Here is a 25,448-nt window from a genome sequence, read left to right as displayed (position 1 = left end):
TGGCGGCAGCGGTTCCCGAACTGGAGCCTCCGGGTGACATCGCGGTGTTCCACGGATTGAGCGTGTCCCCGAACTGGGAGCTGTTGCCCGACGCGATCAGGCCGAGTTCGGACATCGCAGTCTTTCCGACGATCACCGCTCCCGCCTCGCGCAACCGGGCGACCGGCGCCGAGTCGAAGCGGGACAAAGAACCCGAATGAATAGCGCTGCCGTGCCATCGCGGCAGACCGACGACGTGGAAACTGTCCTTCACGACGACCGGGACACCGTGCAATGGTCCATGGAATTGATCCGTAAGAGCGGGCTCCGCATCAGCCTCTTCCTCCGAGGCACCCAGGCCCTCCACCACACAGGTCATGGCGCGTAGATCCCGCATCGCATCGCGTGCGATCTCCACGGATGCGGATACCGGGGAGAGACGAGTCCCGGATCCAGCGCCAGAATTCTCACGCACTTCGGCCAGCGAACGTGGCGGCACTACGGCCATTGCGGCTCCTCGTGCTGCGGGTCGAGATGAAGAGCGTATAGACAGCGGGTGTGATCCAGATCATATACTGGGCGACAATTCCGCGAAACTCGCCGCCGAGGGAATTCAATGGTCCATTTAGATGCACCAATGAGGATCGATGTCGTCGTCGATCGTCTCCTGATGCTGATGGCTGAACTGAATGACCGCGGGGAATCAAGGCTCCCGGCTGAGAGAGCCCTGGCGTTGCAACTCGGCGTGGCCCGCGGGACCCTCCGCAAGGCCCTCGAGTGGCTGCAGAGCGAGGGCGTCGTGGAACGTCGTGTGGGCCGCAACGGCGGGACTCTTGTCCGGCAGGAGCATCCCGTGATGCTCCTGGAAGGGCTGGACCCTCATGCTCCCTTCAAGGTGCATCGCCAGTTGCACCGGATCCAGGGCATCCCGGCGCTGCTAAACGAGCAGGGAATTCTTTCGACCACCCGCGTGCTCAGAACCGAGGAACGCGGTGCCAACAGCACGGAGACCGCACGTCTCGGCCTTCCTCCCGGCGCACGGGTCCTCGTCATCCTGCGCCTGCGCCTGGCGAATTCCGAGCCGCTCTCGCTGGAGCAGATGACCTTGCCGGCCGGACGGTTCCCGAACCTGCTGGATCGCTCGTTGAACTCGCTGTACGAGCTGTTCGAGCGGGACTACGGCGTGACCTTGGCGGCCGTGGACGAAACCATCAACATCTCCCGGGCGAGCGCGAGCGTCGCCCAACTCTTGAAGGTCACCATCGGGACTCCCCTGTTCGACATCGATCGGATCTCCCGGGACGGATCCGGTGTACCCGTCGAGCTGTCCCATGACCTGTTCAACGCCACCGTCACCACCCTCACCCACACGGCGAACCGATACGCCGATGGCACCGGGCTCAACGATGACGGGGAGCACCATGTATCCGCTCAGTTCCACTAGAGATCCCTGGACTCGCCGTGGTGATCATCGGAACCTCCCTGGCAGCGCAGGGAATGTCGCGCGTGCACGTCGTCGCCCCCGCGGACTACACCACCGCAGAACAACAGCTTCGGAACCGTACCCAACCATCAGAGGAGAACGTCTATGCCTGTTCAGGAACGACTGTCGGAATTCACCCGGATGCATGACCTCAAGGACATCCAGTGGTCCGACCCCATCCCCCAATTGCCCTCCCCCAGCTGGTGGGCCTCGGATAACACGCTCATCCGCGGCGACAGCGAGGAACACGGCCGGGTCATCGCCAAGGTGATGAGTCGCCATGCGTGGTCCTGGCGCAACCGCCACGGCATGATGCAGGCAGCAGTGGCGGCCGGTGAGCACGGGATCGGCCCAAAGGTTTACGCCTCCGACCAGGAGACCGGCATCCTCCTCGTGGAGGATCTGGCGAACGACTGGCGCGTGGTCCGCCTGGACTACTACGCGGACCCTCAGTTCCGCGTGAACCTCCTCAGCAAGCGTCGGGCCTTCGCTGCACTCGATCTGAACCTCGCCCCGCGCAGTCCCATCGCGGAGCTCACCCAGCTCGAGGAGGAGTGCCGCGATCGGGGCGTAGCTCTCGATCCGCGGGTCACGACCGCGATCGAGCACCTGCTGCGTTTCAGGGAGGTACTGCTCGAGTACCGCAAAGGCGTCGAATTCCGACCCTCGCAGGGCGAGGCGACCTCATCCAACCTCATGGTCCATCGGGACGGCGAGGTCAGGATCGTCGGCTGGGGCTCGGCCGCACAGCTGTCCCAGGTCCATGACACGGCCCTCCTGGTCTCCGAGGCATGCCCCACGGTGCTCAGCTCGGAGGCACTGATCCGGGAGGTGATTCCCGAGGCCACGGCGAAGGACATCGCGGTGGTCCAGCTCATCGCGCTCATCGAGCACCTGCGGTGGTCCCTGCTCGCCTCCCTGCGTGCGGCCACCGACCCCGACGAGAACCTCGACTCCATCAAGTACGGACTCTGGCACATGACCCTCGCCGAAGTCGCCCTTGCCGACCGTCGCTTCATGACCGAACTAGAGAAGGAACTGTCCTGATGACTACCCAGACCGACGTCGAAACACTCTCGGACAGCTCCGGCCGCAACCCGGACTGGGCAGGGTCCGCGCCGACCGTGAACCCGGTGCCGGGGGGCCTGACGAACCACAACTTCCGGCTGTCGATCGCCGGGGTCGAGCACGAGATCTTCGCCAAGATCCCCGGCCCGGGCACGGAGGCGTTCATCGACCGATCGGTGGCCAACGCGGCCGCCCGCCAGGCGGCGGAGGCCGGTATCAGCCCTCGTGTCCTGTTCTTCGACGCCACGACGGGGATCGAGTATTCCGAGTTCCTCGGGGAGGGTTTCCGGACCGCGACGACCCTCGACTTCCAGAGCATGGAACTGCTGGAGAAGATCATCGACATCTACCAGGCGTGGCACAAGACGCCGCCATTGCCCCAGACCAAGACCATGCTCGACATGGTGGACGAGCACCTGGACCAGGTCCGCGGTTCGTCGATCGCCCTGCCCTCCTGGGCAGACGACGTCGTCGGGTCCTATGAGCGCGCGGCTGAGCGCTTCCGCGCCTCCGGGCTGACCCTTGTCCCCGCGCACAATGACCCGATGCCGGGCAATTTCCTGCTCGGAAAGGACGGATCGGTGAAGCTGGTCGATTTCGACTACGCAGCCAACAACGAAGTGACGTATGAGCTCGCCCTTCTCTTCACCGAGATGTTCACCAGCGTGGACGACACCCGGGTTCTCGTGCGTCGCTACCGGGGCGAGGACGACGAACCGTTCTTCGCCCGCGTCATGGTGTGCCGGATGATCGCGGACACCAAGTGGGGGCTGTGGGGCCTGATCAACAATGCAGTCCGCGATGAGGAATTCGACTACTACAAGTACGGCACGTGGAAGCTCTACCGGAGCTTCCTGGTGTCGAAGCACCCCCAGTTCGAAGAGTGGCTGGATCTGATCTGATGGGCGCTGACGACCGGGACGGGTTCCTGCGTACCTTCAGTGCCTTCTCGGAGATCGGAGCGAAGAACGGTGGCCTCCATCGCCTGACCGGGACACCGGAGGATGGTGCAGCCCGGAGCCTGCTGATCTCGAGCTTCCGGGAACGGGGCTACACGGTGGCGCGTGACGCCATCGGGAACTTGTTCGGGTTCGTCCTCCCACCGGGTGAACGGCCAACGATCCTTCTCGGCTCACACCTGGACTCCCAGCCGGACGGCGGACGGTTCGATGGACAGACCGGTGTAGTGATCGCCCTGTGGGCTGCACGCGTTCTCGAGCCGAAGATCCGATCGGGCGAACTGCCCTTCAACCTGGGCGTGGTGAACTGGACGAACGAGGAAGGCGCCCGGTTCCAGCCGAGCGTGCTCGGTAGCAGCGTCTTCACCGGCCGCGTACCGATCCAGGCCGCCCTGGGCGCGACGGATTCCCGCGGGGCCACGCTAGGAGACTGCCTGGCCGCAATCGACGCGTTGGGGACCGACGAGGTTCCCCTCCCCTCGGCCTACCTCGAGGTCCACGTGGAACAGGGGTCCATCCTGGAACGCGAGGGTGTGGACATCGGTGTCGTGGAGGGTGCGTGGGGCGCCCTGAAGCTGGACGTCCAGGTCTCCGGCGTGCAGACACACACCGGTCCGCCCCCCATGGAGGAGCGCGTCGACGCGCTGTACGCGACAGCGCTGCTGGTCACTGCGGTGCGCGAAATGGGCCTCGACCAGCCCGGAGGTCGACTCCACACGACGGTCGGTTCGCTCCGGATCACTCCCGATTCCCCGAACTGCACCCCGTCCGAGGTCCGCTCGAAGGTCGAGCTGCGGTCCGACGACCCCGCGATCCTCATCGCTGCGCGGGCCGAGCTCGAGAAGACCCTGGCGGAGATCGGCCGGATGACAGGAGCGAGCCTGGTGGTCACTGCCGAGTCGCTGCGTGAGACCACGCGCATGTGGCCGAAGGGTCCCGAGATCCTGGAACGGGCAGCGGCCGGCTGTCAGTTGTCGAGCCGTCGCATGAAGACCGTCGCGGGCCACGATGCCCTCGTCATGAACTCCGCGGTACCGAGCCTGCTCTTCTTTCTTCCCAGCGTGGGCGGACACACCCACAATCGCCACGAGCTGACGGAGGACAGGGATCTGGTGAATGGGCTCAGCCTCATGGTCGAGGCGGTGGAGAGTCTGGGGAAGGAGTACGCGACGAGCCCCACGGACGAGCGGGACACCGCTTCGCGTGACAGCGCCTGATCTGCGTGCTGTCGCCGCCCGCATCAAGGGCCGATGAGTCGTCAGGTCTGCGCGACCAGCGCCTCGAGGTGGGCGATGATCGCCGCCACTCCCACCTCGAAGCTGAGGTCGGAGCGCGGCCCGCCCAGCGACGCGCCCGCGAACGCCCCGTACAGCGCGGGCTGGGCATCCGGATCGGCGAGCCAGGCGGTCTCCGGCGACGCCAGGTCGAGGGCGGATCCCAGCATGAAGCTGTCGAGGACCGTCACGGCCACCACCACGTCGTTTGCCGCGAAGCCCTGCTCCACGAACACCGCGGCGAGATGCTCGTAGATCTCGAGCGTCGCGGTGTCCGTCACCGCCTCCCCCACGAGCAGCGGGATGGCCTTGGCATGGCGACCCAGCGCGGTGCGGTAGCTCCGGGCCCATGCAGCGGCCCGGTCCTGCCATGCCGGGCCGGCGGTGAAGAAGTCCCCCGACGCCAGGGCGTCGGAGCCGATGACGGACCGGATCCCGTTGATGATCTCCGGGCGCCCCTGCACGTGGTGGTAGATGGACGACGGGCTGACGGAGAGTCGTTTCGCCAGCCCCGGCAGCGTGAAGTCCCCGAACTCGTCCACCAGCTCCAGCGCCGCCCGGTAGATCTTCTCCGGCGACAGAATCGCCTGGCGTGGCCGCCCCATGCTCCCCCTGACACACGCGGCCAGGCCGCTTCCCGTAGTTCCGGCGTCGTCCTCAGAACACGATCACGCTCCGGGCGCGCTCGCCCCGGCGCATCGCGTCGAACGCCTCGTTCACCTCATCAAGGCTAATGCGGTCCGAGATGAGCCGGTCCACGGGCAGCCTGCCCGCCAGGTACAGCGCCGCGAGGCGGGGGAAGTCCCGTCCGGGCACTGTCGAGCCGTAGTTGGAGCCGATGAGCGACTTGCCGCTCTCGGCCAGCAGCAGCGCGTCGATGGAGACCGGGCTGTCCTCCGGCGGCAGGCCCACGATGACGGCCTTGCCACCCGCCGCGATCAGGGAAGGAAGGGACTCGATGGTCTGGACCCGCCCGATCGCCTCGAAGGCGTAGTCGGCGCCTCCCCCGGTGATCGCGGCGATCTCCTCCGCCAGGTCCTCCGACGGCACGAGCATGTGCGTGGCACCGAACTCCTGCGCGGCCGCGAGCTTCTCCTCGCTGAGGTCGACGGCGATGATCGGGTTCGCGCCCACCAGCCGCAGCGCCATGATGATCGAGAGGCCCACACCTCCGGTACCCACGACGACGGCGGAGGTGCCGGCGTCGACCTCGGCGTCGTTCACCACGGCGCCGAACCCCGTGGCCACCGAGCAGCCGATGAGGCTCGCGACGTCGAACGGGACCTCGCGGGGGATGCGGATGGCGCCGGCCTCGGGCACGACGGCGTACTCGCTCATGGACCCGACGGTCAGATACGGGAACACGCGGTCGCCGTCGAGCGTGAGCGGGGTGCTGCCGTCGGGCAGCAGGCACTCCTCGGACCGGCTGCCCGTGCAGACATACGACTTCCCGGAGAGGCAGGCCGTGCACCGCCGGCACGGGTAGAACCAGGAGAGGATCACGTGGTCGCCCACCTCGACGTCGGTGACGCCGTCGCCGATCGCCTCGACCGTGCCGGCGCCCTCGTGGCCCATCACGGTGGGCGAGGGCAGTGTCCAGTCGCCGTCGAGCACATGGCGGTCGGAGCCGCAGACACCGGAGGCGCCCAGGCGGACGAGGACGGTGCCCGGCCCGGGATCGGCCACCTCGACCGTCGTCAGGTCGAGGTCCTGCGACCCGCTGCGGTGGACGGCGGCACGGGATGAGCGGCTCATGCGCGCCCCTCGACCTTCTCGGCAGCGGCCGCATAGCCGCCGACACCGCTCCGGACGTAGAGGACCTTGGCGAGCACGTAGTAGACCACCGCGCCGACGATCGCCGACGGGAACGAGGCCGTGATGTAGCCGAAGACCGGCTGGGTGGTGAGGGTGACCGGGTTGTAGATCATCAGGTAGAAGATGGCGCCTGCCGCGACGGCGCCGAGCCCCGCCCAGTTGATCCCGCCGGAGAAGTGGTAGTGGCTCTCACCCCGGTGCCGGTACAGGTGCTCGAGGGCGACGCGCTGGCGGCGCAGCACGAAGTAGTCGGCGATGATCGCCCCGCACATCGGGGCCAGGAACGCGCCGCTGAGGGTCACGAACGTCATGAACCGCAGGTACATGAACCCGGGGAAGAAGGCGAGGATGGCCGGGAGGACGAAGAACCCGGCGCACAGCCACGCCCACCGGACGCGGGCGAGCAGGTTACCGCTGGCCTGCCGGATGGCGAGCACCGTCGAGTAGACGATGGACGAAGTGCTCGTGATGTTCGCGAAGGCGATGAACAGCAGGATGAACGCACCGAGGATGGGTCCGCCGAAGGGCAGCATCCAGACGGTCGGATCGGAGTCCCCGAGCGTCAGGGCGGCGGCCATGCCGACGATCTGCGCGATCAGGGTGGCCCCGAGCAGGCCCGTGTACGAGGGCCAGAGGGCGGCCTTCGGGGTCTTCGTCAGGCGGGCGAGGGAGCCCATGACCGGGTACCAGGAGACGCCCACCCCGGCATTGAACTCGACGGCGAGCGCGAAGTTGAGGCGGTCGTCCTCGAACGGGGCGAGCGGTGCTGCGCTGAAGAGCGTGTCCCAGGACGTGTTGATGACGAGGAAGACCATGAGGGCCACGGTCACGACGATCAGGCCCGGCGCGATGAACTTGTTGAACCGGCCGATGGTGACGGGCCCGCGGGACAGGATCCACCAGGAGATGGCGATCGCCACGAGGGCGAAGAACGTGACCATGAGGCTCTCGGGCCCGAAGTCGGTGCCGAAGGTGGAGTTGGAGACCTGCGTGACGGCGCGGCCCACCATGATCGCGAGCAGCGACGACCAGCCCATCTCGGTGATCAGGATGACGGTGAACACGAGGATGCCCACGCCCACCAGGCCGAAGACCGGCCGGAGGATGGTGTACTGCTCGACGCCGTAGCGCTGGCTCGCGACGACGCTGGCCAGGATCATGAACCCGAGGCCGATGGCGTTGCCGATGACCATCGCTGCGATGCCCTGCTGGAAGCCGACGAGCAGCGCCGTCGACCCGCCGACGAGGAAAGCCCAGGTGGCGATCGCGAGGCTGATGTTCACGCCGGTGAAATCGGCGCCGTTCCAGATCCGTTCTCCCCGGAGGAGCGGCAGCGAGCCGAGGGATCCCCCGTTCTCGCCGGTAGCTTCGCCCTGGCCCTGGTCCGTGCTCACAGCGCCAGCACCAGGAACCCGAGCAGGGTGATCCCGAGGGTCACGATGACGAACAGGGCGAGGTCACGCTTCGAGAGTGCTGCACGCGACGGATCGCCCTGCTCGTGGGCCGAGATCTCGGCGAGCCGACGCTGTACATCGGCGGCGATTGTGACATCTGCAGCGTCCATCGTTCCCATCTCCAATAATCGAAAGTCATTCGGTTCGGGTCCATCGTTGTGCCTATCATGGGGACTGTCAATGGATCGGCGCAGGGAAAATCTGTATGGGGATTTCTGCACTCACGGTCGGTCCGGAGGGAGTAAAAGTGCCCGGTCTAGCCGTCCTGCAGGCTGCAGGGGTTATCAACGCGGTCGATGAGAACCTCCGCCGCCTCGACGCCTACGCCGCCCGCGCAGCCGGGCAGGGTGCCGTCATCCTGGTGAGCCCCGAACTGTTCGCCACCGGGTATGCGCCCGCGCTCGTGGCAGGGTCGGACGGAGAGGGCATCCGCGGCGAACTCGCGGGCATCGCACGGCGGCACGGCATCGCGCTCGTCGGATCGAGCGTCGACGCCACGTCCTCCGCGCGGCACATCAGCGCCTCCCTGTTCGATCGGCAGGGCGCGGAACTGACCCGCTACCGCAAGTCGCACCTGTTCGGCCCGGAGGAGCAGTCGGTCTTCTCCCCCGGCGACGACCTCCCGGAACTGGTGCCCCTCCACGGACTGACCGTCGCACTCGGCATCTGCTACGACATCGAGTTCCCGGAATTCGCCCGCAGTGCGGCGCAGCGGGGTGCGGATGCGCTCCTCATCCCGACGGCGGTGCCCGCCACGGGCGACGTCGGGGGCCTCCCGCCGGAGCTCACCTATAACGCGGACCGCATCTCGACCCTGCTGGTGCCGGCCCGGGCCCTCGAGAACGGCGTCTACATCGCCTACGCCAACCACACCACGCCCGACTTCACGGGGCTGAGCTGCATCGCCGGCCCCTACGGGACGTTCCTCGGGCTCGCGGGGCACGAGGAGGAACTCCTGTTTGCCGACGTGCACCAAACGGACGTGGTGCGCGCCCGGGAGCTGAACACCTACATGACCTGCCGGCGGCCGGAGCTCTTCACCTGAGCCTCCCGGCGCCTGCACCATGATGTCCGCGGCCCTTGCTACATTCTGACCAGCGCGGGATCCCTTCCCGTGCACCACTGATGCCGGGGGCACCATGTTTCTGCTCGACCCGACCGCGCCGGCCCTGCAGCCGGACCTGGTCTTCTCCGCGACCGACCTCGTCGCGGCGAGCGAGTGCGAGTACCGGACCCTGCGCATCCTCGACGAGAAGCTCGGCCGCGCGCCGAAAGCAGAGTTCGCCGTCGACGAGCTGCAGCAGCTCGCCGGCGCCCTGGGTGACGTCCACGAACGCAGGGTGCTGGACGACCTGACCGCGCAATACGGGCCGTGGGACGCGGAGCGGAAGGCCGGGGTGTACGGGGTGGAGCGGGGTACAACCCTCGACCGCGCCACGCTGCTCGCCAAGCACCAGGAGACCGCCGGCGTCCTCACCGCGGGTGCCGACGTCGTCTTCCAGGCCACCTTCTTCGACGGCGAGTTCCTCGGCTACGCGGACTTCCTGGTCCGGCAGCCCGCCGGCGACGAGCATGCCGGCCGCTACGCGGTGTGGGACACGAAGCTCGCCCGCCATGCCAAGGTCGGGGCGCTGCTGCAGCTTGCCGCCTACGGGGACCAGCTGATCCGCCTTGGTCTCGAGCCTGCCCCGCAGGTCACCCTCGTGCTGGGGAACCTCGAGCGCAGCGTCCACTCCCTCACCGACCTGCTGCCCGTCTACCGCGAACGGCGCGACCGGTTCCGCGCCCTCACCACGGCCCACCGCGCGGCGGATACGACGGTGGACTGGGGGCAGCACGGCGTCGTCCACTGCGGTCGCTGCGACTACTGCTCCGAGCAGGTGACCGAGCACCGGGACCTGCTGATGGTGGCCGGCATGACGGCGTCCCGGCGGAAGGACCTGCTCACCCGGGGCATCACCACGATCGACGCGCTCGCCGAGCTTCCCGATGCCGAGACCCGGGGTCCCCTGGTGCGGCTGCGGGACCAGGCCCGCCTGCAGACCGGCACCGCCGTCGTGGACGGATTCCGGACGTTCGTCAAGGACGGCGTCGAGCGCACGATCGGCTATCGGGTGCTTCCCGAGCACACGCTGGCGATGCTGCCCGCACCGAGCACGGGCGACATCTTCTTCGACTTCGAGGGAGACCCGCTCTGGCAGGATCCGGACACCGGGAGCTGGGGGCTGGAGTACCTCTTCGGCGTGATGGAGCCCGCCGACACCGGTGACACCCCGATCTTCAGGCCCTTCTGGGCGCACTCCCGCCAGGAGGAGCGGCAGGCGTTCCTCGCCTTCCTCGAATACGTCGAGAAGCGCCGCACCACTCACCCGGACCTGCACATCTACCACTACGCGCCCTACGAGAAGACGGCGCTGCGCACCCTCTCGCTCCGGCACGGCGCCGGCGAGGACATCGTCGACGACTGGCTCCGCAGCGGCCTGCTCGTGGACCTGTACGCGACGGTGCGGCACTCGCTGCGGGTCTCCGCCGCCTCCTACTCCATCAAGGAACTCGAACCCCTCTACATGGGCGACCACCTGCGCACCGGGGACGTCGCGGACGCCGGCGCCTCCGTCGTCGCCTACGCGAAGTACTGTGCGACACGGGACGACGGCGACGAGGCGGCCGCCGCGACGATCCTCACGTCCATCACCGACTACAACGAGTACGACTGCCTCTCCACGCTGCGCCTGCGCGACTGGCTGCTGCAACTGGCCCCTGATGCGCCGGGAACGACCGGGCCCGACAGCGGTCAGGAGACGGCACCCTCTCCCGAGCTGAGGCCCGCAGACGAGCCCACGCCGGACGAGCTCCGGCTACGTGACTACCTCGCCCAACGCCCTGCGGACCAGACGCCGACGCCGGCGGACCAGGCCATCGCGATGGTCGCTGCCGCCACCGGCTATCACCGCCGAGAGCGCAAGCAGTTCTGGTGGGAGCACTTCGACCGGCTCGAGAACGATCGGGACAGCTGGTCGGACCAGCGGGACGTCTTCCTCGTGGAGTCCGCGACCGTGGTCGAGGACTGGGCGAAGCCGACGTCGAGGGCCAGGACGGAGTCCCGGACGGTCCGGCTGCGCGGCGTGTTGGCCGACGGTTCGGACTTCCGTCCGGGATCGAAGTGGTTCCGCATGTTCGACGCTCCGGTACCCGACGGGGTGGAGACTTCGACGGGTGACCCGCTGGGCCGGGGCGGGTGCTGGGAGACGGTCGTCGAGCGCGTCGAGGCGGACCCCGACGACCCCGGCAGGACGCTGATCACCGTCACGGAGAAGTCGACGCTGAAGGTTGCGCCCTATCGCCACCTGCCCGTCGCCCTGACACCCGACAAACCGCTGGCCACGGCGAGCCAGGAAGCATCCCTCGCCGAGCTCGCGAATACGGTCGGTGCGGCACTGCCCACCCTTCCCCCGCACCCCGGTCTCGACATCCTGCAGCGTGCCGCCCCGCGCCTGGCGACACGCGACGGGCTACCCGTCGTCGTCCACGACGGGTTCGGGCAGGCCGACTACGTCACCGCCGTCACGGACGCCGTACTGGACCTCGATTCCTCCTATCTCGCCGTGCAGGGTCCACCCGGCACGGGCAAGACGTATGTGGGCTCGCGTGTCATCGCCCGCCTCGTCGCAGAGGGCTGGAAGGTGGGCGTCGTGGCGCAGTCCCATGCCGTCGTCGAGCACTTCCTCACGACCGCCGTCGGTGCGGGCGTGGACCCGGAGAGCATCGGCAAGAAGCTGCAGAAGGAGCATCCCGTCCCCTGGGCGCACACCTCGGACAGTGCCATCGGCACCCTCCTCGGCCGGGACGACGGGTGCCTGATCGGCGGGACGGCGTGGACCATGACCGGCAAGGTCGTGCCGCCCGGGTCGCTGGACCTGCTCGTGATCGACGAGGCCGGGCAGTTCTCGCTCGCCAACACGCTGGCCGTGTCCAGGGCGTCCTCGCGCCTGATGCTGCTGGGTGACCCGCAGCAGCTGCCGCAGGTCACGCAGGGCTCGCACCCGGAACCGGTCGACGAATCGGCCCTGGGCTGGCTGTCCGCAGGGCATGCGACGCTTCCCGCGCGCCTCGGCTACTTCCTCGCCGATTCTTGGCGCATGCATCCGCACCTGTGCGAGGCCGTGTCCCGGCTGAGTTACGACGGCAGGCTCGACGCCGCCCCGGCCACCGTGGAACGTCGGCTGGAGGGGCTGCCGGCCGGGGTCGACGTCGTGCTGGTCGACCACACCGGCAACACCGTCGCCTCCACGGAGGAGGCCGCGGAGGTCGTCGAGCAGGCGCGCCGGCATCTCGGCCTGACCTGGCATCCCGGCGGGACCGAGCTCCCCCGGCCACTGGAGCAGGGCGACGTGCTGGTGGTCGCCGCATACAACGCGCAGGTGCAGCGCGTCCGTGCAGCGCTCGACGCTGCGGACCTGCCGGGCATCCGAGTGGGGACTGTCGACAAGTTCCAGGGGCAGGAGGCGGCAGTGGTGTTCGTCAGCATGGCGTGCTCCTCCGTGGCAGAGGCACCCCGCGGCGTGGAGTTCCTGCTGAACCGCAACCGCATCAACGTCGCCATCTCGCGGGGCCAGTGGCGTGCAGTCGTCATCCGTTCGCGCGAACTGACGAACTTCATGCCCGGCCGCCCATCGGGCCTCGAGGAGCTCGGCGCGTTCATCGGGCTGGGCGCCGGCACGGCATCCCGACCGTCGCATACCTGACGGACGGAGGGCGCCCCGCATAGGCTGACTCCGACCGACAGCCCGTCAGCACGAGGAGAGCCATGACCTACGAACTCCGCACCTACACCGCCACGCCGGGCAAGATGGATGCCCTGGTCGCCCGGTTCCGTGACTCCACCATCAACCTGTTCATCGAGCACAACATGAAGAGCCTGGGTTACTGGACGCCCGTCGACTCCCCCGAGGTGCTCATCTATCTCCTCGAACACGACGGCGACCCGAAGGCGAACTGGAAGGCGTTCGGCGCGGACCAGCGATGGATCGACGCGAAGTCCGCATCGGAGACGGATGGACCGCTCGCCGCGAACATCCAGTCCGTGATGCTGGAAGCGACCGACCTCTACCCCGTCGCCGTCGCGCGGTAGCCGCCAACCGGTTGACACTTCCCGCGCCGGGGGTGCCAGCCAGGCGCTCCGGCCGCAATTGCTCGCCGCCGCACGCGCCCCACGGGTGCCACGGACGCGTCACGTGCGCCGCCGGCCGTTCCGTCCAACCGCCCGCGGATCTACAGTGGGGCATGGCCGGGATCGTCATCCAGCTTCTCGGGCCTCCCTCCATCACGCACCCCGATGGGGAGGGCCACCAGCCGCGCGGCCGGAAGTCCTGGGGACTGCTCACGCACCTGCTCCTGCACACCACCCCACCCGCTCGCAGCCAGCTCGCGGCGCTGCTCTTCGCCGGTGCCGACGATCCCCTCGGCGCCCTGCGCTGGCACCTCGCCGACCTGCGGCGCGTGCTCGGCCCGGAGGCAGTGCTCGGCGGGAATCCCGTCACCCTGCGGCTGCCGCCGGGGTTCCGCCTCGACACCGATCTGGGAGCCGCATCGCTCGGCGAGATCCGCGCCGAGCTGCTCGACGGGCTCGACTTCACGGATCACCCGCCCTTCGACGCCTGGTTGACCATGGAGCGGCACCGGCTGCGGCATGCGGTGGAGACGCTCGTGTACGAGGGCGGACTGGCGGCCCTGGCCGACGGCGACACCGCGACGGCGATCCGGCTCAGTGCCCGCGCGGTGGAGCTCGATCCGCTCAACGCCGACTTCCACGCCCTGCTGGTCCGCTCGCTCGTGGCGGCAGGCGATCGTGCTGCAGCCCGGACCGCGGCCGCGCACTGCGGCGACGTCTTCGAGGACCAGTTGGGCACGGGTCTACCCGCCGAGGTGCAGCATGCCCTGGCCGCCCCGGACACGAGCACGGCCGGTCTCCCCGCCACACGCACCGCCGTCGCGTCCTATCTCGAGGCGGCACAGGCCTGCCTCTCCGCGGGTGCGATCGCGACCGCCCTCAATCACCTGCGGGTGGCCGGAGGCCTGGCGGAGCGCCTCGGCGATCGGACCCTGCAGGCGGAGGCCCTGCTGGACCTGGCCGGCGCGCTCATCCACGGTGCGGGTGGCCGGGGCGCGGAGGTCGCCGACCTCCTGCACCGGGTCCTGTCCCTGACCCGGGACGGTCCTGCAGCCCTCCAGTCGGCGGCATACCGCGAACTCGGCTTCCTCGCCGTGCAGCGCGGCTTCCCCGACAGCGGAGCCCGGTGGCTGGCCCGGGCGACGGCGGCCGCCGACGGGCTTCCCGACGAACGCGCGCGGGCACTCGGTGTGACCGGGATGCTCGCCACCGACACCGCCGACTACCCGGGCGCCGTCGTCGCCCTCGAGGAATCGGTGCGCCTCAGCGCGGGTCTCGGGCGGACGCGGCAGGAGGCATTCGCCCGGGCGATGCTCGGCCGGGTCCACCTGCTGACCGGGCACCGTGAGCGCGCCGCCGTCGAACTCGACATCGTGCTGGCGCTCGTCGCCGGCGAACACTGGACCGCGTTCACGCCGTTCGTCGAGGCCCTCCGCAGCGAGATGCAGCTGGCCACGGGCGACGACACCGGGGCCGAGGACATGGCGGACCACGCGATGGCCCTGGCGGCGTCGTTCGGCGACCGCTGCTACCTCGACGCCGCGGCCCACGCGAAGGCGGAGGTGCTCCTCGCCCGGGGAGACACCGGGGCGGCGAGCACGTGGATCCGCCGCGGCGTGCAGCCCAACCCCTGGTACCGCTGGTTCCGTGGCCGGAACCTCGACCTCGCCAGCACCGCGGCACTCACATCGCACCCGCACCAGGCGCTGGAGTTCGCCCGGGAGCTCGGGGAGCGGTCCAGCCGCTACGGGCACCGCGAACTCGCGGTCCGTGCCTACTCCGCCCGGGCAGCGCTCGGCGACGAGGCGGTGCTGCCGGCGATGACGCTCCTGGCGAGCAGCATCGAGAACCCCCTGCTGAGCCAGGACCTCGCGGCACGCCATCACCTGTAGGAGGGCTGCCCGGCGCCATCACACGCCCGTGCACACGGCCGGTGGCAACACTGGTGACGTCAGAGACACACCGGGCGACGCTGCCCGGACCCAGCACAGGACGGGATACCACCCATCATGACCGACACGACCACCACCACCGACGCGGACAGGGCCCTGAAGGCCAAGCACCGCGCCATGTGGGCGCAGGGCGACTACGCCGCCATCGCGTCCGACATCATCCCGAGCCTCGGCGTGGCCCTCGTCGATGCCCTGGACATCACCCGCGGGCAGTATGTCCTCGATATCGCGGCCGGCACCGGCAACGCCGCCATCCCCGCAGCGGAACGCGGGGCGACCGTCACGGCGTCGGACCTGACGCCCGAACTCCTCGACATCGGGCAGCACCTCGCGCAGCAGCGTGGTGTGACCCTCGACTGGCGCGTCGCCGACGCCGAGGCACTCCCCTTCGACTCGGGCTCCTTCGACACCGTGATGTCGTGTCTGGGCGTCATGTTCGCGCCGCACCACCAGCTGACGGCCAACGAGCTGGCACGGGTCTGCCGGTCGGGTGGTTCGATCGGCCTGATCGACTGGACGCCCGAGGGATTCATCGGCCAGATGTTCGCCACGATGAAGCCCTACGCACCGCCGCCGCCTCCCGGGGCGCAGCCTCCGCCGCTGTGGGGGAACGAGGACCATGTCCGTTCGCTCCTCGAGGGCCAGGTGACGGATCTGCGTGCCGAGCGGCGGGTGGTGCGGGTGGACCGTTTCCACTCGCCGGAGGAGTTCGTGGACTACTTCAAGTCCCACTACGGGCCCACCATCAGCGTCTACACGTTCATCGGCGAGGACGCGGAGAAGGCGGCAGCGCTCGACGCCGATCTGAGGGCGCTCGTCACCCGGTTCAGTGCCGGCACCGGCAGCACAACGGTGGACTGGGAGTACCTGCTGGTCACGGCGAAGCGGAACTGAGGTCCACCCGGTTCAGCGCTTCGCGGGACTGGCGATGCCCGGCACGTTCTCGTGCCGGGCATCGTCGTGTCCGGGCAGCGCCCTGGCACGGCCAGCTGGCGCTTCGACGCGCAGCAGCCACCGTTCGGGACAGCCCTTGCATCACCGGACTCCTTGACAGGACAGAGCACCGTCTCCCTATCCTGCGGATACGCCGAGCAAGGGAGCTACTGTGGCCACCCCATCTACTATCCGTACGGACGTTATCGACGCAGCGAACTCCGGGCAGGACCCGATCAGCAGGGGCAGCCGATGACCACCGCCGACCCTCGCGAGGCCCTGTCGCAAAGACTCCGGGACTTCTTCGCATCGCGTCCGAACGTACGTGAGGTACGCATGTTCGGCGGTGTCTCCTTCATGGTCGACGAGCGCATGGCGGTCGCTGCCGGCCGCGACGGTGGCCTGCTGGTCCGCACCGATCCAGCCGACTACGACGACCTGCTCCGACGTGGTGCGGTACCGGCACGCATGGGCAGCGACCGGCCGATGGGCCGGGGCTGGCTCACCGTACCGAGTCAGCAGGTCAGCGACGACGCCGAGCTGGCGTTCTGGATCCAGGTAGGCCTCGACTCCGGCACAGTGCAGGGCTGAGCCGGGCTGAGCCGGGCCGAGTCGGGCCGAGTCGCAGGTCGAACTGATCAGCGCGACCGCCGGTCCCGCCAGGCCGCCGTCGACCACAGTGCCCACAGCACCAGGACCGGCTGGAAGACGAGGCGGACGAGCCGGGCGCGGTCGGTGTCGAGCCCGAAGGCACTCACGCCGTCGACGTACTGGGCGATATTGCCGGGGAAGACCGCCACGAAGAACGCCGCGACCACCCAGCCGATCAGCACGCGGTGCCGGCCGGCGAGCACCAGGGCGGAGCCGAGCACCAGTTCGACGACGCCGGAGGCCACCACCACGAAGTCCGTGTCGAGCGGCAGCCAGGCGGGGACCTGCGCGGCGAACTCTGCCCGAGCGAAGGTCAGGTGGCCGGTGCCCGCGAACAGGAGGAATACCCCCAATATCAGGCGGGCGGCAGTCCGTAGCGCCGATGTGCTGGGAGGGGGCGTCATCTAGCGCACAATAGCCGCAATGCGCAGGTCTCGGATAAGGTCAGGGTGCTGTCGTCCGCAGCACCAGCATCGTCGAGCCCGCCCGGGTAGGGATGCATCCCGTGGGATGTTCTCCGCCGGAGTGTGGAACTGCAGGGACCTGATGGACGGCGGTTGCCGCCTCACGCCCCACGAAGGAGACCGCCATGGCCCCCCGGAACCGCACCAATGACCGACTCCGCATGACCCTCGCCCTGCTCGCAGCCCACCAGGCCGCAGGCACCGCCGTCGCACCCAGTGAACTGATGGCGCAGGCTGTCGCCCAGGTCCCGTTCGACGCCAAGGAAGCCGAGCTCCTCTCCGGCGGCGTCCCCCGCGGTTTCAAGGCCCTGACGACGGCGACGTCGAAGCTCGTCAAGGCCGGCTGGCTCGTCAAGGGCCGCAGCGGCTGGACCGCCACCGACGAGGGCGTCCGCGCGGTCCATGCCTTCACCGACTCGGAGCAGTTCGTCAACGCCATGATCAGTGGCGCTCCCGTGCCCGAGACCGCTGCCGAGGCTCCTGCACACGCGCCGGCAGCCCCCGAGCAGTTGGGCGAGGAGGCGCAGGCCGCGCAGGCCGACGTCGCGGTGGATCCGACGGATGTCGCCCAGGCCAAGACCGCTCTCGCCGAGGACCCCACGCCCCCGGACGTCACGCCGACCCTCGAGGTGTCCGATTCCGAGCCGGAGCACGCACCGACCGATACGCCCGCCGAGGAGGCCTGGCACGACCAGCCGCAGTCCGTCGCCCTCTCCGGCGACTTCGACCCGCTGTTCGGCGAGGCCGGCCACTGGAGTTCGGACCTCCGCGAGCTGCAGTTCGTGTGGGAGCCGACGGAGAACACCTGGAAGCAGACCCTCCAGCTGCCGGCCGGCACCTACCAGTTCAAGATCCTCGTCAACGGCTCGTGGGACGAGAACTACGGCCGGTTCGGCGTGCGTGACGGCGCCAACCACGAACTGCACCTGCTCTCCGACACCTCGGTGACCTTCCGGTTCGACTACGCGACGAAGGACATCGAGACCTCCTAGGCTTCCGTCCGGCCCCGTCTGCTGTCCCATCGGGCGGCGGGCGGGGCCGTCGTCGTTCCCGGCTTTCAGGGCTCCATGAGCGCTTAGCCCCGGGAATACGCCGCTCTTTGTGCCGTCGGCCTCAAAAACCAGGAACGACGGCGGGTGCGGCGAGGGCAGCCGACCAGGAGCGCCACACGCCCGGCGCAGGCGGCGCTAGCGGCGGTCGGCCAGGGACACCGCCGGACGTCCAGACGACAGTGCCTCCGACCGCAGGATCTGCAGCGCCAGCAGGCAGGTGGCCTGACCCTCGAGCGACGTCAGTGACACGCGCAGCAGTCCCTCGAGCTTCCCGAGCCGCTGCGCGAGCGTGTTGCGGTGGATGAACAGCTTCGCCGCGGTGCGCCCCGGCTGGGCGTCGTGCTCGAGGAACGCCTCCAGCGTGCCGAGCAGGTCCACCGCGTGGGCGGCGTCGTACGCGAGGACCGGCGCCAGGAGCCTGTGCGCACCGGCCCGGGCACCGGAGGATGCCGTGGACGCGATCAGCGCACGGATGCCGAGATCCGGCGCGCGCATCGGCGTCCGGACCTCAGCGACCGTCGTCCCCGCCTGGTGGATGCCCAGGCGGAGTTCGTCGATGGTGTGGCAGGGTCCCTTGAGCACGAGGGGCTGGCCGGGGAGCTCCCGCGTGCACGCTGTGAGCAGCGCGGTCGCGGCGTCCTCGACGTCGGCGCCGTCAAGCGGTCCCTGGGCGAAGGCGTAGAGGATGCCCGCCCGGACCTGCACGCGCACGTCGTTGAACGCCGACTGCAGCAGGAGCCGGATCCGCCAGGCGTTGGAGAGGTTCCTGCGCCCCGCGGTCGCGGCCAGCACCAGGGTGGGCTCGTGGACGTCGAGGCCGGTGGACCGGAACGTCGAGGTGAACTCCTCGAGGGCCACGCCGGCCCAGTCGGGTACCTGGTCCAGGAGGGTCTCGAGTTCGCGTTCCTTGTGCGTGGTGGTGTGCAGCGCGGTCTGCAGCTGCACGGCGATGATCGACGCCGCCGGTGCCAGCAGCGTCGCCACCGGGTGGTCCGACGTCGCGTCCCGCACGATCAGCTGGAACGAGTCGCCGCTGCCCATCGGCAGGGGGATGCTGCCGTGCCCGGCACCGGGGACATCCGTGAGGTCCGCGGCGGTCCACACCGAGGCCGATGGCGAACGCGCGATCACGGAGCCGGCGGCGTCGACGATCGCGAGGTGGCCCTCGGCGGCCTGCGCGGCGGCGTCGAGCACCACCTGCAGGTGCGAGCCGGACGCGGCGAGTTGCGCGCACTCCTGCGCCAGCTCCCAGGACCGGTTGACGGCCGTGAAGCGCTCCACCTCCAGCACGTTGGTGACATGGCGATGCACCTGTAGGAAGGGGACGGACTGCGGGATCTCGAGCAGCGGCACGTCGAGCGCCGTCGCGGCCCGTACGAGCCCGGGCGGGATGAGGCGGTGCGCGGTCCCCGTCCCGAAGGCGATGGCGGCCACCCGGACGTGGACGAGGCGCTCCACGTAGGCGGTCCACGTCCGCTGGTCCTCGATGTTCAGCCCGATCCCGTTGGTCAGCAGGACCACGTTGGCGCTGAGGAACGGCGTCGGATCGATGGTCTCCGCGGGGGCGCACCAGCTGATGTCCCAGGCGAGCCGTTCCACCGACGACGGCGTGTGGAGGCGCAGCTGAAGGGCGTCGGCCGCCAGCAGATCGGCAACGATCATGGGGTCCTCCTGTGTGCATCTGCCCTCCGATGGGAGAGAAGCGAGGGCGCGCGCCCACTATATCGGCCCGCGGACGCTCTCTAGGGTTGTCGCATGACGGACGAGACGAACCGGCGCGGGACGCCGATGATCAATTCGGACATGGGCGAATCGCTCGGCCTGCACTCCTTCGGCAACGACCCCGCCCTCCTCGACACCGTGGATGCCATCAACGTGGCCTGCGGCTTCCACTCGGGAGACCCGGACACCATGGCGGAGACCGTCGCGGCAGCCCACGGCAGGGGCGTGCTGATCGGCGCGCACCCCGGGCTCCCCGACCTCGTGGGCTTCGGCCGGCGCGAGATGAAGCTGTCGCCGCAGGAGGTGGAGCACCTCGTGCTCTACCAGGTGGGTGCGCTCAGTGCCTTTTTGCGGCACGAGGGCGCACCGCTCAACCACATCAAGCCCCACGGATCCCTCTACGGCATGCTCGCCCGGGACGCCGACCTGATGAGGGGCGCCGCCCGGGTTGCCCGGCTCTTCGACGTCGCGATCTACGGGATCGCGGGCACCGCCCACGAGAGCGTTTGCGAGGAACTCGGCGTGCCTTTCGTGGCCGAACTCTATGTGGACCTCAACTACGGGCCCGCCGGCGAGCTCCTGATCCAGCGCCGTCCGGAGCCCACGGACCCCGCAGCAGCCGCGCGGCGCGTGACGCGGGCCCTCACGGACGGCGTCGTCGAGGCCTCCGACGGCACACTGCTCACCATCCCGTTCGACAGCGTCTGCGTCCACTCGGACGCCCCCAACTCCCCCGAGGTGGCGGCAGCCGTCCGCTCCGCACTCGACACCCTCTGACATCCGCCCGACACCCCTCCCGAAAGGACCTCCCGTGGCCGACATCGTCTCCCCACTGCCCGGCATCTTCTACCGCAAGCCCGGCCCGGACAAGGACCCCTACGCGAACGAGGGCGATGCCATCGAGGCGGGCCAGACCATCGGGGTGGTGGAGATCATGAAGCAGTTCTCCGAGATCCGCAGCGACGTGGCCGGCACCCTCGAGAGCTTCGCCGTGGAGGACTCCGGGACCGTGAACCCCGGCGACGTCATCGCCACGGTGTCCGAGGGCTAGCGGGTGGAACGCCTCCTGATCGCCAACCGCGGGGAGATCGCCGTCCGCGTCATCCGCGCGGCACGGGAACTGGGACTCGAAACGGTCCTCGCCGCCAGCGAACCCGACGCCGACTCCTACGCGGCATCGCTCGCCGACGACGTCCGGGTCATCGGCCCGGCGCCGGCCGCGAAGAGCTACCTCGACGGCGCCGCGGTCCTCGCGGCCGCCGAGGCCGCGGGGTGCGACGCACTCCATCCCGGGTACGGCTTCCTCTCCGAGAACGCACGCTTCGCCCGCTCCGTCCTCGACGCCGGCATCACCTGGGTGGGCCCCTCACCCGAGGCCATCGAACTGATGGGCAACAAGTCCCGTGCACGGCAGGCCGCCGAGGACGCGGGCGTGCCGACGCTGCCCGGCAGCGACGGCGCCCTGGACCCCGACGTCGACACCCTCCCCATCGCACGGGAGATCGGCTACCCGCTGGTGGTCAAGGCCTCGGCCGGCGGCGGAGGCCGGGGCATCCGCCTGGTGACCCAGGAGGAGGACCTCGTCCAGACCCTCGACGTCGCCCGCGCCGAGGCTCAGGCGGCGTTCGGCGATCCCGCGGTCTACCTCGAGCAGTTCGTCTCCCGCGCCCGCCATGTCGAGGTGCAGATCCTCGGCGACGGCGACCGCGTCATCCACCTCGGCGACCGGGACTGCTCGCTGCAGCGCCGCCAGCAGAAGATCATCGAGGAGGCCCCCGCTCCCCTGCTGCCCGACGCCGTCCGCGACACCATCCGCGCCTCGTCCATCGAGCTCGGCCGCCAGTGCAACTACTCCGGCCTGGGCACCGTCGAGTTCCTCTACGACCCGGACCGGGAGCAGGCGGCCTTCATCGAGATGAACACGCGGCTGCAGGTGGAGCACCCGGTCACGGAGATGGTGACCGGCCTCGACCTCGTCCGGGAGCAATTGCTCGTCGCCTCCACCGGCACCCTGCGGCTCCACCAGGAGGACATCGTGTTCCGCGGCCACGCGTTCGAGTTCCGCATCAACGCCGAGGACCCCACGCAGGGGTTCATGCCGAGCCCGGGAACCCTCGCACGCCTGGACTGGCCGGGCGGCCCGGGAGTGCGGATCGACGCCGGCGTGGTCGCGGGGTCCGCCGTCGCCCCGTTCTACGACTCCCTGCTCGCCAAACTCGTGGTGTGGGACGAGAACCGCACCGAAGCGATCACGCGGTCGGCACGGGCACTGGCCGAAGTGCGGATCGAGGGCGTCAAGACCACCCTCCCGCTCCTGTCCACGGTCCTCCACCGGCCCGAGGTACGAGACGTGACCCACCATTCGAAGTTCATCGAGACCACCCCCGACCTCCTCGGAGCCGACGCATGAGCCACGCACCCCAGCACCTCGACGCCGCCCGCTACACCTGGGGCGGGGACGAGTTCCTCTTCGTCGAGATCTCCGAGAGCATGAGCCTCGCCGCCAACTTCAAGGCGAACGCGATGGCCACCCGCCTGACCGCGCGCGCCGTCGACGGCGTCGTGGACATCTGCCCTGCCAACGCCTCGCTGCTGCTGCGCTTCGACCCGGACACGGTGCCGCCGGACCGGCTGGAAGCCCTGGTGCGGGAGGTCGAGGAGGAGGTCGCCCAGCTGAGCGAGCAGACGCTGGAGACCCGCATCATCGAGATCCCCGTCTGGTACGACGATCCCTACACCCGCGAGACCGGTGCACGCTTCCGCAAGGGCCACCAGCGGCCCGACGGCACGGACCTCGACTTCGCGGCCGAGGAGAACGGGCTCTCGTCGCCGCAGGAGTTCATCCGGAAGCATCACGAGTCGCCGTGGCTGGTGTCCATGGTGGGCTTCGTGGCCGGGCTGCCGTTCATGTTCCAGATCGTCCCGCAGGAGGAGCAGCTCGAGGTCCCGAAGTACCTCAGCCCGCGCACCGACACCCCGCCGCTGACCGTGGGCCACGGGGGCTGCTTCGCCTGCATCTACTCGGTGCGGGGCGCCGGCGGCTACCAGATGTTCGGTATCGCCGCCGCGCCCATCTTCGACCCGGCGCAGAAGCTCGAGGACTTCTCGGACTTCATGATCTTCTTCCGACCCGGCGACATCGTGAAGTTCAAGCCGGTCGACGAGGACGAGTACCGGGCGATCCAGGCGGAGGTCGACGCCGGGACGTTCACCTACCGCCAGGTACCCGTGACCTTCGACCTGCAGAAGGCCCTGACCGACCCCACCGCGCACAACCGGGACATTCTGGAGAAGCTCAATGGCATTTGACATCCTCGAACCCGGCCTCGCCACCTCGGTCCAGGACCGGGGCCGGTTCGGCTACTACAACGTGGGCATCCCGCAGGGCGGGGCGATGGACCAGCTCTCCGCATCGATGGCGAACGCACTGGTGGGGAACAGCGCCGGCGACGCCGTCCTCGAGTGCGCCTACCTGGGGCCGCGCTTCACCACCGACACCGACGCCGTCATCGCCGTGGCGGGCGCGCCCGTGCAGGTGAAGGTGAACGGGCAGACCGCGGACCAGTGGACCAGGCTGTCCCTGGCCGCCGGGGACGAGGTGTCCTTCGGGATGCTCTCGGGAGGCACGCGCTACTACGTCGCCGTCCAGGGCGGCATCGACGTGCCCGAGGTCCTCGGCAGCCGCAGCACCTACACGCTCGGCGCCCTCGGCGGTTTCCAGGGACGCACCCTCAAGGCCGGTGACACGGTCCCGGTCGGCACAACCTCCGGTTCGTCCTCGTCCGGCCCGGCCTGGGAGGCGGTCCCCGAGGATCTTCGGCCCGTCTACGCCAGGGAGGTGACGGTGCGCATTCTGCCGGGCCTCTACGACCACCGCCTGACCGCGGAGGGCATGGAGACGCTCGTGAGCACGGCCTGGAAGCTGACGCCCGTGGCGGACCGCACCGGCCTGCGCTACGCCGGCCCGGATCTCGAGTGGAAGCCGCGCACGCAGCCCTTCGGTGCCGGATCCGACCCCTCCAACATCGTGGACGCCGGCTACGCCATCGGGTCGATCCAGGTGCCGGGCGGCAAGGAGCCGATCGTGCTCCACCGCGACGCCGTCTCCGGCGGCGGCTACGCGATGGTCGCGACGGTCATCAGCGCCGACATGGACGTCGTCGCCCGCAGCGCACCCGGCACCCTGACGCACTTCGAGCCCGTGACGATGGAGCAGGCGCTCGCGGCCCGGGCCGACGCGGCGAGAGTTCGGCGCGCCGTCTGGGGGTGAGGCCGGGGTCGGGCTGCGGGACCGGGCGATGGGGGCAGCCGGTCAGCCGGCCCGCAGCCCCCGTCTCGCCCCGACCGCGCCCGCCTCGCTGCTCTCGCGCACGAAGAGCTCCGCGGGGTGGCGGATCGACGCCACCTCCTCGCCTGCCATGACCCGGCGGAGCATCCCGACGGCGGACCGGCCGATCTCGAGCATCGGCGAGCGCACCGAGGTCAGCGGGATGGGCAGCTGCGCGGCCAGCGAGGTGTCGTTGAACCCGACGACGGCGAGGTCCTGGCCCACGACGAGCCCCGCGGCACGGAACGCGCCCATGGCGCCGATGGCGGCGAAGTCGTTGACGGCGAAGACCGCCGTCGGCGTCTCGCCGGCCCGGCGCAGCAGTTCCTCGCCCGCCTGGCGGCCACCCTCGGTGTCGAAACGCGACGGCAGGATCCGGTCCCCGGGCATCTCTCCCCCCAGTTCGTGCCAGCGTTCGACGAACCCGGCCGTCCGGTCCACGCCGGTGCTCGCGTACGTCTCGCCCGCGATGATCGCGACGGATCGATGGCCCGTGCTCCACAGGTGGTCCGCGACGAGCCGGCCTCCCGCCGTGTCGTCGCAGGTGGACGAGGGGAACCCCGGGTAGCGGCGGTTCATCAGGACGAAGGGCACGTGCCGTTTTACGAGGTCGTCCACCAGGCTGCTGCCCGCGTGCACGTCGCCGAGGATCAGTCCGTCCACGCGCCGCGCCAGCATGATCTCGGCCTTGCGGCGCTGCTCGTCGAGATCGTCGTGGGAGTTCATCACGAAGGTCGAGTGGTTGCTCTCGGCAGCGGCCTCCTCGACGCCCTCGTACATGGTGGCGAGCACGATGTCCGAGAGGCGCGGCACGATGACCCCGATCGCCCGCGTACGCCGGGTCCGCAGGCTGGTGGCCTGCGGATCGGGCGAATAGCCCCTGAGCTTCGCGAGGTCCCGCACCTTCCGGGCGGTCTCCTTCGACGCGGCGCCCCGGGCCACATCGGTGTCCGAGTGCAGCACGCGGGAGACCGTCGAGACATGGATGCCGAGTTCCGCGGCGAGATCCTTCAGGGTGACTGCTGCGCGTCCCCTGCCTGCTGAATCCACGTCCTCTCCCCCTCCTACTGGTGTCTTTGTTTCGGCTACGTGAAATCTCGGGCGATCCATTGACGAGACCCAGGTCACATCCTAGGGTTTTCCTC

At 69.5% G+C, this 25,448-nt stretch carries 23 protein-coding genes and 1 pseudogene; 16 read left to right on the top strand and 8 right to left on the bottom strand.

What is annotated here, in order from left to right; translation table 11 throughout:
• Positions 1-4: 4 nt before the first annotated feature.
• Positions 5-358, bottom strand: a pseudogene (locus QFZ50_RS18180) (amidase family protein); the annotation flags it as partial.
• Positions 359-616: 258 nt separating this feature from the next.
• On the opposite strand from QFZ50_RS18180, the gene QFZ50_RS01135 reads away from it, so the two are divergent.
• From QFZ50_RS01135 to QFZ50_RS01120, 4 genes are all read left to right on the top strand, one after another.
• Positions 617-1,423, top strand: a complete 807-nt coding sequence (locus tag QFZ50_RS01135) for a GntR family transcriptional regulator (RefSeq protein ID WP_307081072.1) — start codon at positions 617-619, stop codon at positions 1,421-1,423.
• Positions 1,424-1,567: 144 nt separating this feature from the next.
• Complete coding sequence (locus QFZ50_RS01130) at positions 1,568-2,509, top strand: hypothetical protein (RefSeq protein ID WP_307081070.1); 942 nt, start codon at positions 1,568-1,570, stop codon at positions 2,507-2,509.
• Positions 2,509-3,432 (top strand): choline/ethanolamine kinase family protein, encoded by a 924-nt coding sequence (locus QFZ50_RS01125; protein ID WP_307081067.1) that lies wholly within the window; start codon positions 2,509-2,511, stop codon positions 3,430-3,432. Before QFZ50_RS01130 ends, QFZ50_RS01125 begins: the two co-directional genes overlap by 1 nt.
• Entirely contained in the window at positions 3,432-4,706 is a 1,275-nt protein-coding gene (locus QFZ50_RS01120) for a Zn-dependent hydrolase (RefSeq protein ID WP_307081066.1), read from the top strand. Before QFZ50_RS01125 ends, QFZ50_RS01120 begins: the two co-directional genes overlap by 1 nt.
• A 41-nt stretch (positions 4,707-4,747) precedes the next feature.
• Here QFZ50_RS01120 and QFZ50_RS01115 read toward each other — a convergent pair whose 3' ends face one another.
• Genes QFZ50_RS01115 through QFZ50_RS01100 form a run of 4 tightly spaced genes read right to left on the bottom strand, consistent with a single transcriptional unit; the run spans position 4,748 to position 8,142 of the window.
• Positions 4,748-5,368 (bottom strand): TetR/AcrR family transcriptional regulator, encoded by a 621-nt coding sequence (locus QFZ50_RS01115; RefSeq protein ID WP_307081064.1) that lies wholly within the window; start codon positions 5,366-5,368, stop codon positions 4,748-4,750.
• A 52-nt stretch (positions 5,369-5,420) separates the two neighbouring features.
• Positions 5,421-6,518, bottom strand: a complete 1,098-nt coding sequence (locus tag QFZ50_RS01110) for a Zn-dependent alcohol dehydrogenase (protein ID WP_307081061.1) — start codon at positions 6,516-6,518, stop codon at positions 5,421-5,423.
• Positions 6,515-7,972 carry a purine-cytosine permease family protein gene (locus tag QFZ50_RS01105; protein WP_307081059.1) on the bottom strand — a complete coding sequence of 486 codons (1,458 nt, stop codon included), beginning with the start codon at positions 7,970-7,972 and terminating at the stop codon, positions 6,515-6,517. The genes QFZ50_RS01110 and QFZ50_RS01105 overlap by 4 nt, the downstream gene beginning before the upstream one ends.
• On the bottom strand, positions 7,969-8,142 hold the full coding sequence (locus tag QFZ50_RS01100) for a hypothetical protein (RefSeq protein ID WP_307081057.1): 174 nt from the start codon (positions 8,140-8,142) through the stop codon (positions 7,969-7,971). Before QFZ50_RS01100 ends, QFZ50_RS01105 begins: the two co-directional genes overlap by 4 nt.
• A gap of 137 nt (positions 8,143-8,279) precedes the next feature.
• Here QFZ50_RS01100 and QFZ50_RS01095 point away from each other — a divergent pair, with 137 nt between their 5' ends.
• The 6 genes from QFZ50_RS01095 (at position 8,280) to QFZ50_RS01070 (ending at position 16,678) form a co-directional block, all read left to right on the top strand.
• A complete protein-coding gene (locus QFZ50_RS01095) occupies positions 8,280-9,077 on the top strand; it encodes a nitrilase-related carbon-nitrogen hydrolase (protein ID WP_307081055.1) in 798 nt (265 codons plus the stop codon).
• Positions 9,078-9,171: 94 nt separating this feature from the next.
• Complete coding sequence (locus tag QFZ50_RS01090; protein ID WP_307081052.1) at positions 9,172-12,777, top strand: TM0106 family RecB-like putative nuclease; 3,606 nt, start codon at positions 9,172-9,174, stop codon at positions 12,775-12,777.
• A 62-nt stretch (positions 12,778-12,839) separates the two neighbouring features.
• Positions 12,840-13,163, top strand: a complete 324-nt coding sequence (locus QFZ50_RS01085) for an NIPSNAP family protein (protein ID WP_307081049.1) — start codon at positions 12,840-12,842, stop codon at positions 13,161-13,163.
• A gap of 152 nt (positions 13,164-13,315) precedes the next feature.
• Positions 13,316-15,094 (top strand): AfsR/SARP family transcriptional regulator, encoded by a 1,779-nt coding sequence (locus QFZ50_RS01080; RefSeq protein ID WP_307081047.1) that lies wholly within the window; start codon positions 13,316-13,318, stop codon positions 15,092-15,094.
• Positions 15,095-15,211: 117 nt separating this feature from the next.
• Positions 15,212-16,048: a class I SAM-dependent methyltransferase gene (locus QFZ50_RS01075; protein WP_307081045.1), complete on the top strand. Its 837-nt coding sequence runs from the start codon at positions 15,212-15,214 to the stop codon at positions 16,046-16,048.
• Between the two features lie 291 nt (positions 16,049-16,339).
• Positions 16,340-16,678: a TfoX/Sxy family protein gene (locus QFZ50_RS01070; RefSeq protein ID WP_307081043.1), complete on the top strand. Its 339-nt coding sequence runs from the start codon at positions 16,340-16,342 to the stop codon at positions 16,676-16,678.
• Positions 16,679-16,725: 47 nt separating this feature from the next.
• On the opposite strand, the gene QFZ50_RS01065 is transcribed toward QFZ50_RS01070, so the two are convergent.
• A complete protein-coding gene (locus tag QFZ50_RS01065; protein WP_307081041.1) occupies positions 16,726-17,142 on the bottom strand; it encodes a DoxX family protein in 417 nt (138 codons plus the stop codon).
• Between the two features lie 185 nt (positions 17,143-17,327).
• Here QFZ50_RS01065 and QFZ50_RS01060 point away from each other — a divergent pair, with 185 nt between their 5' ends.
• Positions 17,328-18,194 (top strand): pullulanase X25 domain-containing protein, encoded by an 867-nt coding sequence (locus tag QFZ50_RS01060; protein WP_307081039.1) that lies wholly within the window; start codon positions 17,328-17,330, stop codon positions 18,192-18,194.
• 195 nt (positions 18,195-18,389) lie between these two features.
• Here QFZ50_RS01060 and QFZ50_RS01055 read toward each other — a convergent pair whose 3' ends face one another.
• Positions 18,390-19,916: a PucR family transcriptional regulator gene (locus QFZ50_RS01055; protein WP_307081037.1), complete on the bottom strand. Its 1,527-nt coding sequence runs from the start codon at positions 19,914-19,916 to the stop codon at positions 18,390-18,392.
• A gap of 93 nt (positions 19,917-20,009) precedes the next feature.
• On the opposite strand from QFZ50_RS01055, the gene pxpA reads away from it, so the two are divergent.
• The 5 genes from pxpA to QFZ50_RS01030 are packed head-to-tail and all read left to right on the top strand — an operon-like array spanning position 20,010 to position 24,246.
• On the top strand, positions 20,010-20,753 hold the full coding sequence (gene pxpA, locus QFZ50_RS01050; RefSeq protein ID WP_307081035.1) for a 5-oxoprolinase subunit PxpA: 744 nt from the start codon (positions 20,010-20,012) through the stop codon (positions 20,751-20,753).
• 34 nt (positions 20,754-20,787) lie between these two features.
• Positions 20,788-21,027, top strand: coding sequence for an acetyl-CoA carboxylase (locus QFZ50_RS01045; protein WP_104049356.1), 240 nt, complete (start codon positions 20,788-20,790; stop codon positions 21,025-21,027).
• A 3-nt stretch (positions 21,028-21,030) separates the two neighbouring features.
• Positions 21,031-22,386: an acetyl-CoA carboxylase biotin carboxylase subunit gene (locus tag QFZ50_RS01040; RefSeq protein WP_307081033.1), complete on the top strand. Its 1,356-nt coding sequence runs from the start codon at positions 21,031-21,033 to the stop codon at positions 22,384-22,386.
• Positions 22,383-23,285: a 5-oxoprolinase subunit B family protein gene (locus tag QFZ50_RS01035; RefSeq protein WP_307081031.1), complete on the top strand. Its 903-nt coding sequence runs from the start codon at positions 22,383-22,385 to the stop codon at positions 23,283-23,285. Before QFZ50_RS01040 ends, QFZ50_RS01035 begins: the two co-directional genes overlap by 4 nt.
• Positions 23,275-24,246, top strand: coding sequence for a 5-oxoprolinase subunit C family protein (locus tag QFZ50_RS01030; protein ID WP_307081029.1), 972 nt, complete (start codon positions 23,275-23,277; stop codon positions 24,244-24,246). Before QFZ50_RS01035 ends, QFZ50_RS01030 begins: the two co-directional genes overlap by 11 nt.
• Before the next feature lie 42 nt (positions 24,247-24,288).
• Here the strand turns inward: QFZ50_RS01030 and QFZ50_RS01025 are convergent, their stop codons facing one another.
• Entirely contained in the window at positions 24,289-25,353 is a 1,065-nt protein-coding gene (locus QFZ50_RS01025) for a LacI family DNA-binding transcriptional regulator (protein ID WP_307081027.1), read from the bottom strand.
• Positions 25,354-25,448 lie beyond the last annotated feature (95 nt).

This window comes from Arthrobacter agilis, assembly GCF_030816075.1.
In the GTDB taxonomy this organism is placed as follows: Bacteria; Actinomycetota; Actinomycetes; order Actinomycetales; family Micrococcaceae; genus Arthrobacter_D; species Arthrobacter_D agilis_E.
This window is presented reverse-complemented; position numbering and strand designations above follow the sequence as displayed.

Coding starts and splice junctions, on each gene's coding strand:
- QFZ50_RS01090 (WP_307081052.1), top strand. CDS start 9,172: ATGTTTCTGCTCGACCCGACCGCGCCGGCCCTGCAGCCGGACCTGGTC.
- QFZ50_RS01125 (WP_307081067.1), top strand. CDS start 2,509: ATGACTACCCAGACCGACGTCGAAACACTCTCGGACAGCTCCGGCCGC.
- QFZ50_RS01035 (WP_307081031.1), top strand. CDS start 22,383: ATGAGCCACGCACCCCAGCACCTCGACGCCGCCCGCTACACCTGGGGC.
- QFZ50_RS01065 (WP_307081041.1), bottom strand. CDS start 17,142: ATGACGCCCCCTCCCAGCACATCGGCGCTACGGACTGCCGCCCGCCTG.
- QFZ50_RS01060 (WP_307081039.1), top strand. CDS start 17,328: ATGGCCCCCCGGAACCGCACCAATGACCGACTCCGCATGACCCTCGCC.
- QFZ50_RS01080 (WP_307081047.1), top strand. CDS start 13,316: ATGGCCGGGATCGTCATCCAGCTTCTCGGGCCTCCCTCCATCACGCAC.
- pxpA (WP_307081035.1), top strand. CDS start 20,010: ATGACGGACGAGACGAACCGGCGCGGGACGCCGATGATCAATTCGGAC.
- QFZ50_RS01055 (WP_307081037.1), bottom strand. CDS start 19,916: ATGATCGTTGCCGATCTGCTGGCGGCCGACGCCCTTCAGCTGCGCCTC.
- QFZ50_RS01115 (WP_307081064.1), bottom strand. CDS start 5,368: ATGGGGCGGCCACGCCAGGCGATTCTGTCGCCGGAGAAGATCTACCGG.
- QFZ50_RS01075 (WP_307081045.1), top strand. CDS start 15,212: ATGACCGACACGACCACCACCACCGACGCGGACAGGGCCCTGAAGGCC.
- QFZ50_RS01085 (WP_307081049.1), top strand. CDS start 12,840: ATGACCTACGAACTCCGCACCTACACCGCCACGCCGGGCAAGATGGAT.
- QFZ50_RS01120 (WP_307081066.1), top strand. CDS start 3,432: ATGGGCGCTGACGACCGGGACGGGTTCCTGCGTACCTTCAGTGCCTTC.
- QFZ50_RS01100 (WP_307081057.1), bottom strand. CDS start 8,142: ATGGACGCTGCAGATGTCACAATCGCCGCCGATGTACAGCGTCGGCTC.
- QFZ50_RS01030 (WP_307081029.1), top strand. CDS start 23,275: ATGGCATTTGACATCCTCGAACCCGGCCTCGCCACCTCGGTCCAGGAC.
- QFZ50_RS01070 (WP_307081043.1), top strand. CDS start 16,340: ATGACCACCGCCGACCCTCGCGAGGCCCTGTCGCAAAGACTCCGGGAC.
- QFZ50_RS01135 (WP_307081072.1), top strand. CDS start 617: ATGAGGATCGATGTCGTCGTCGATCGTCTCCTGATGCTGATGGCTGAA.
- QFZ50_RS01130 (WP_307081070.1), top strand. CDS start 1,568: ATGCCTGTTCAGGAACGACTGTCGGAATTCACCCGGATGCATGACCTC.
- QFZ50_RS01110 (WP_307081061.1), bottom strand. CDS start 6,518: ATGAGCCGCTCATCCCGTGCCGCCGTCCACCGCAGCGGGTCGCAGGAC.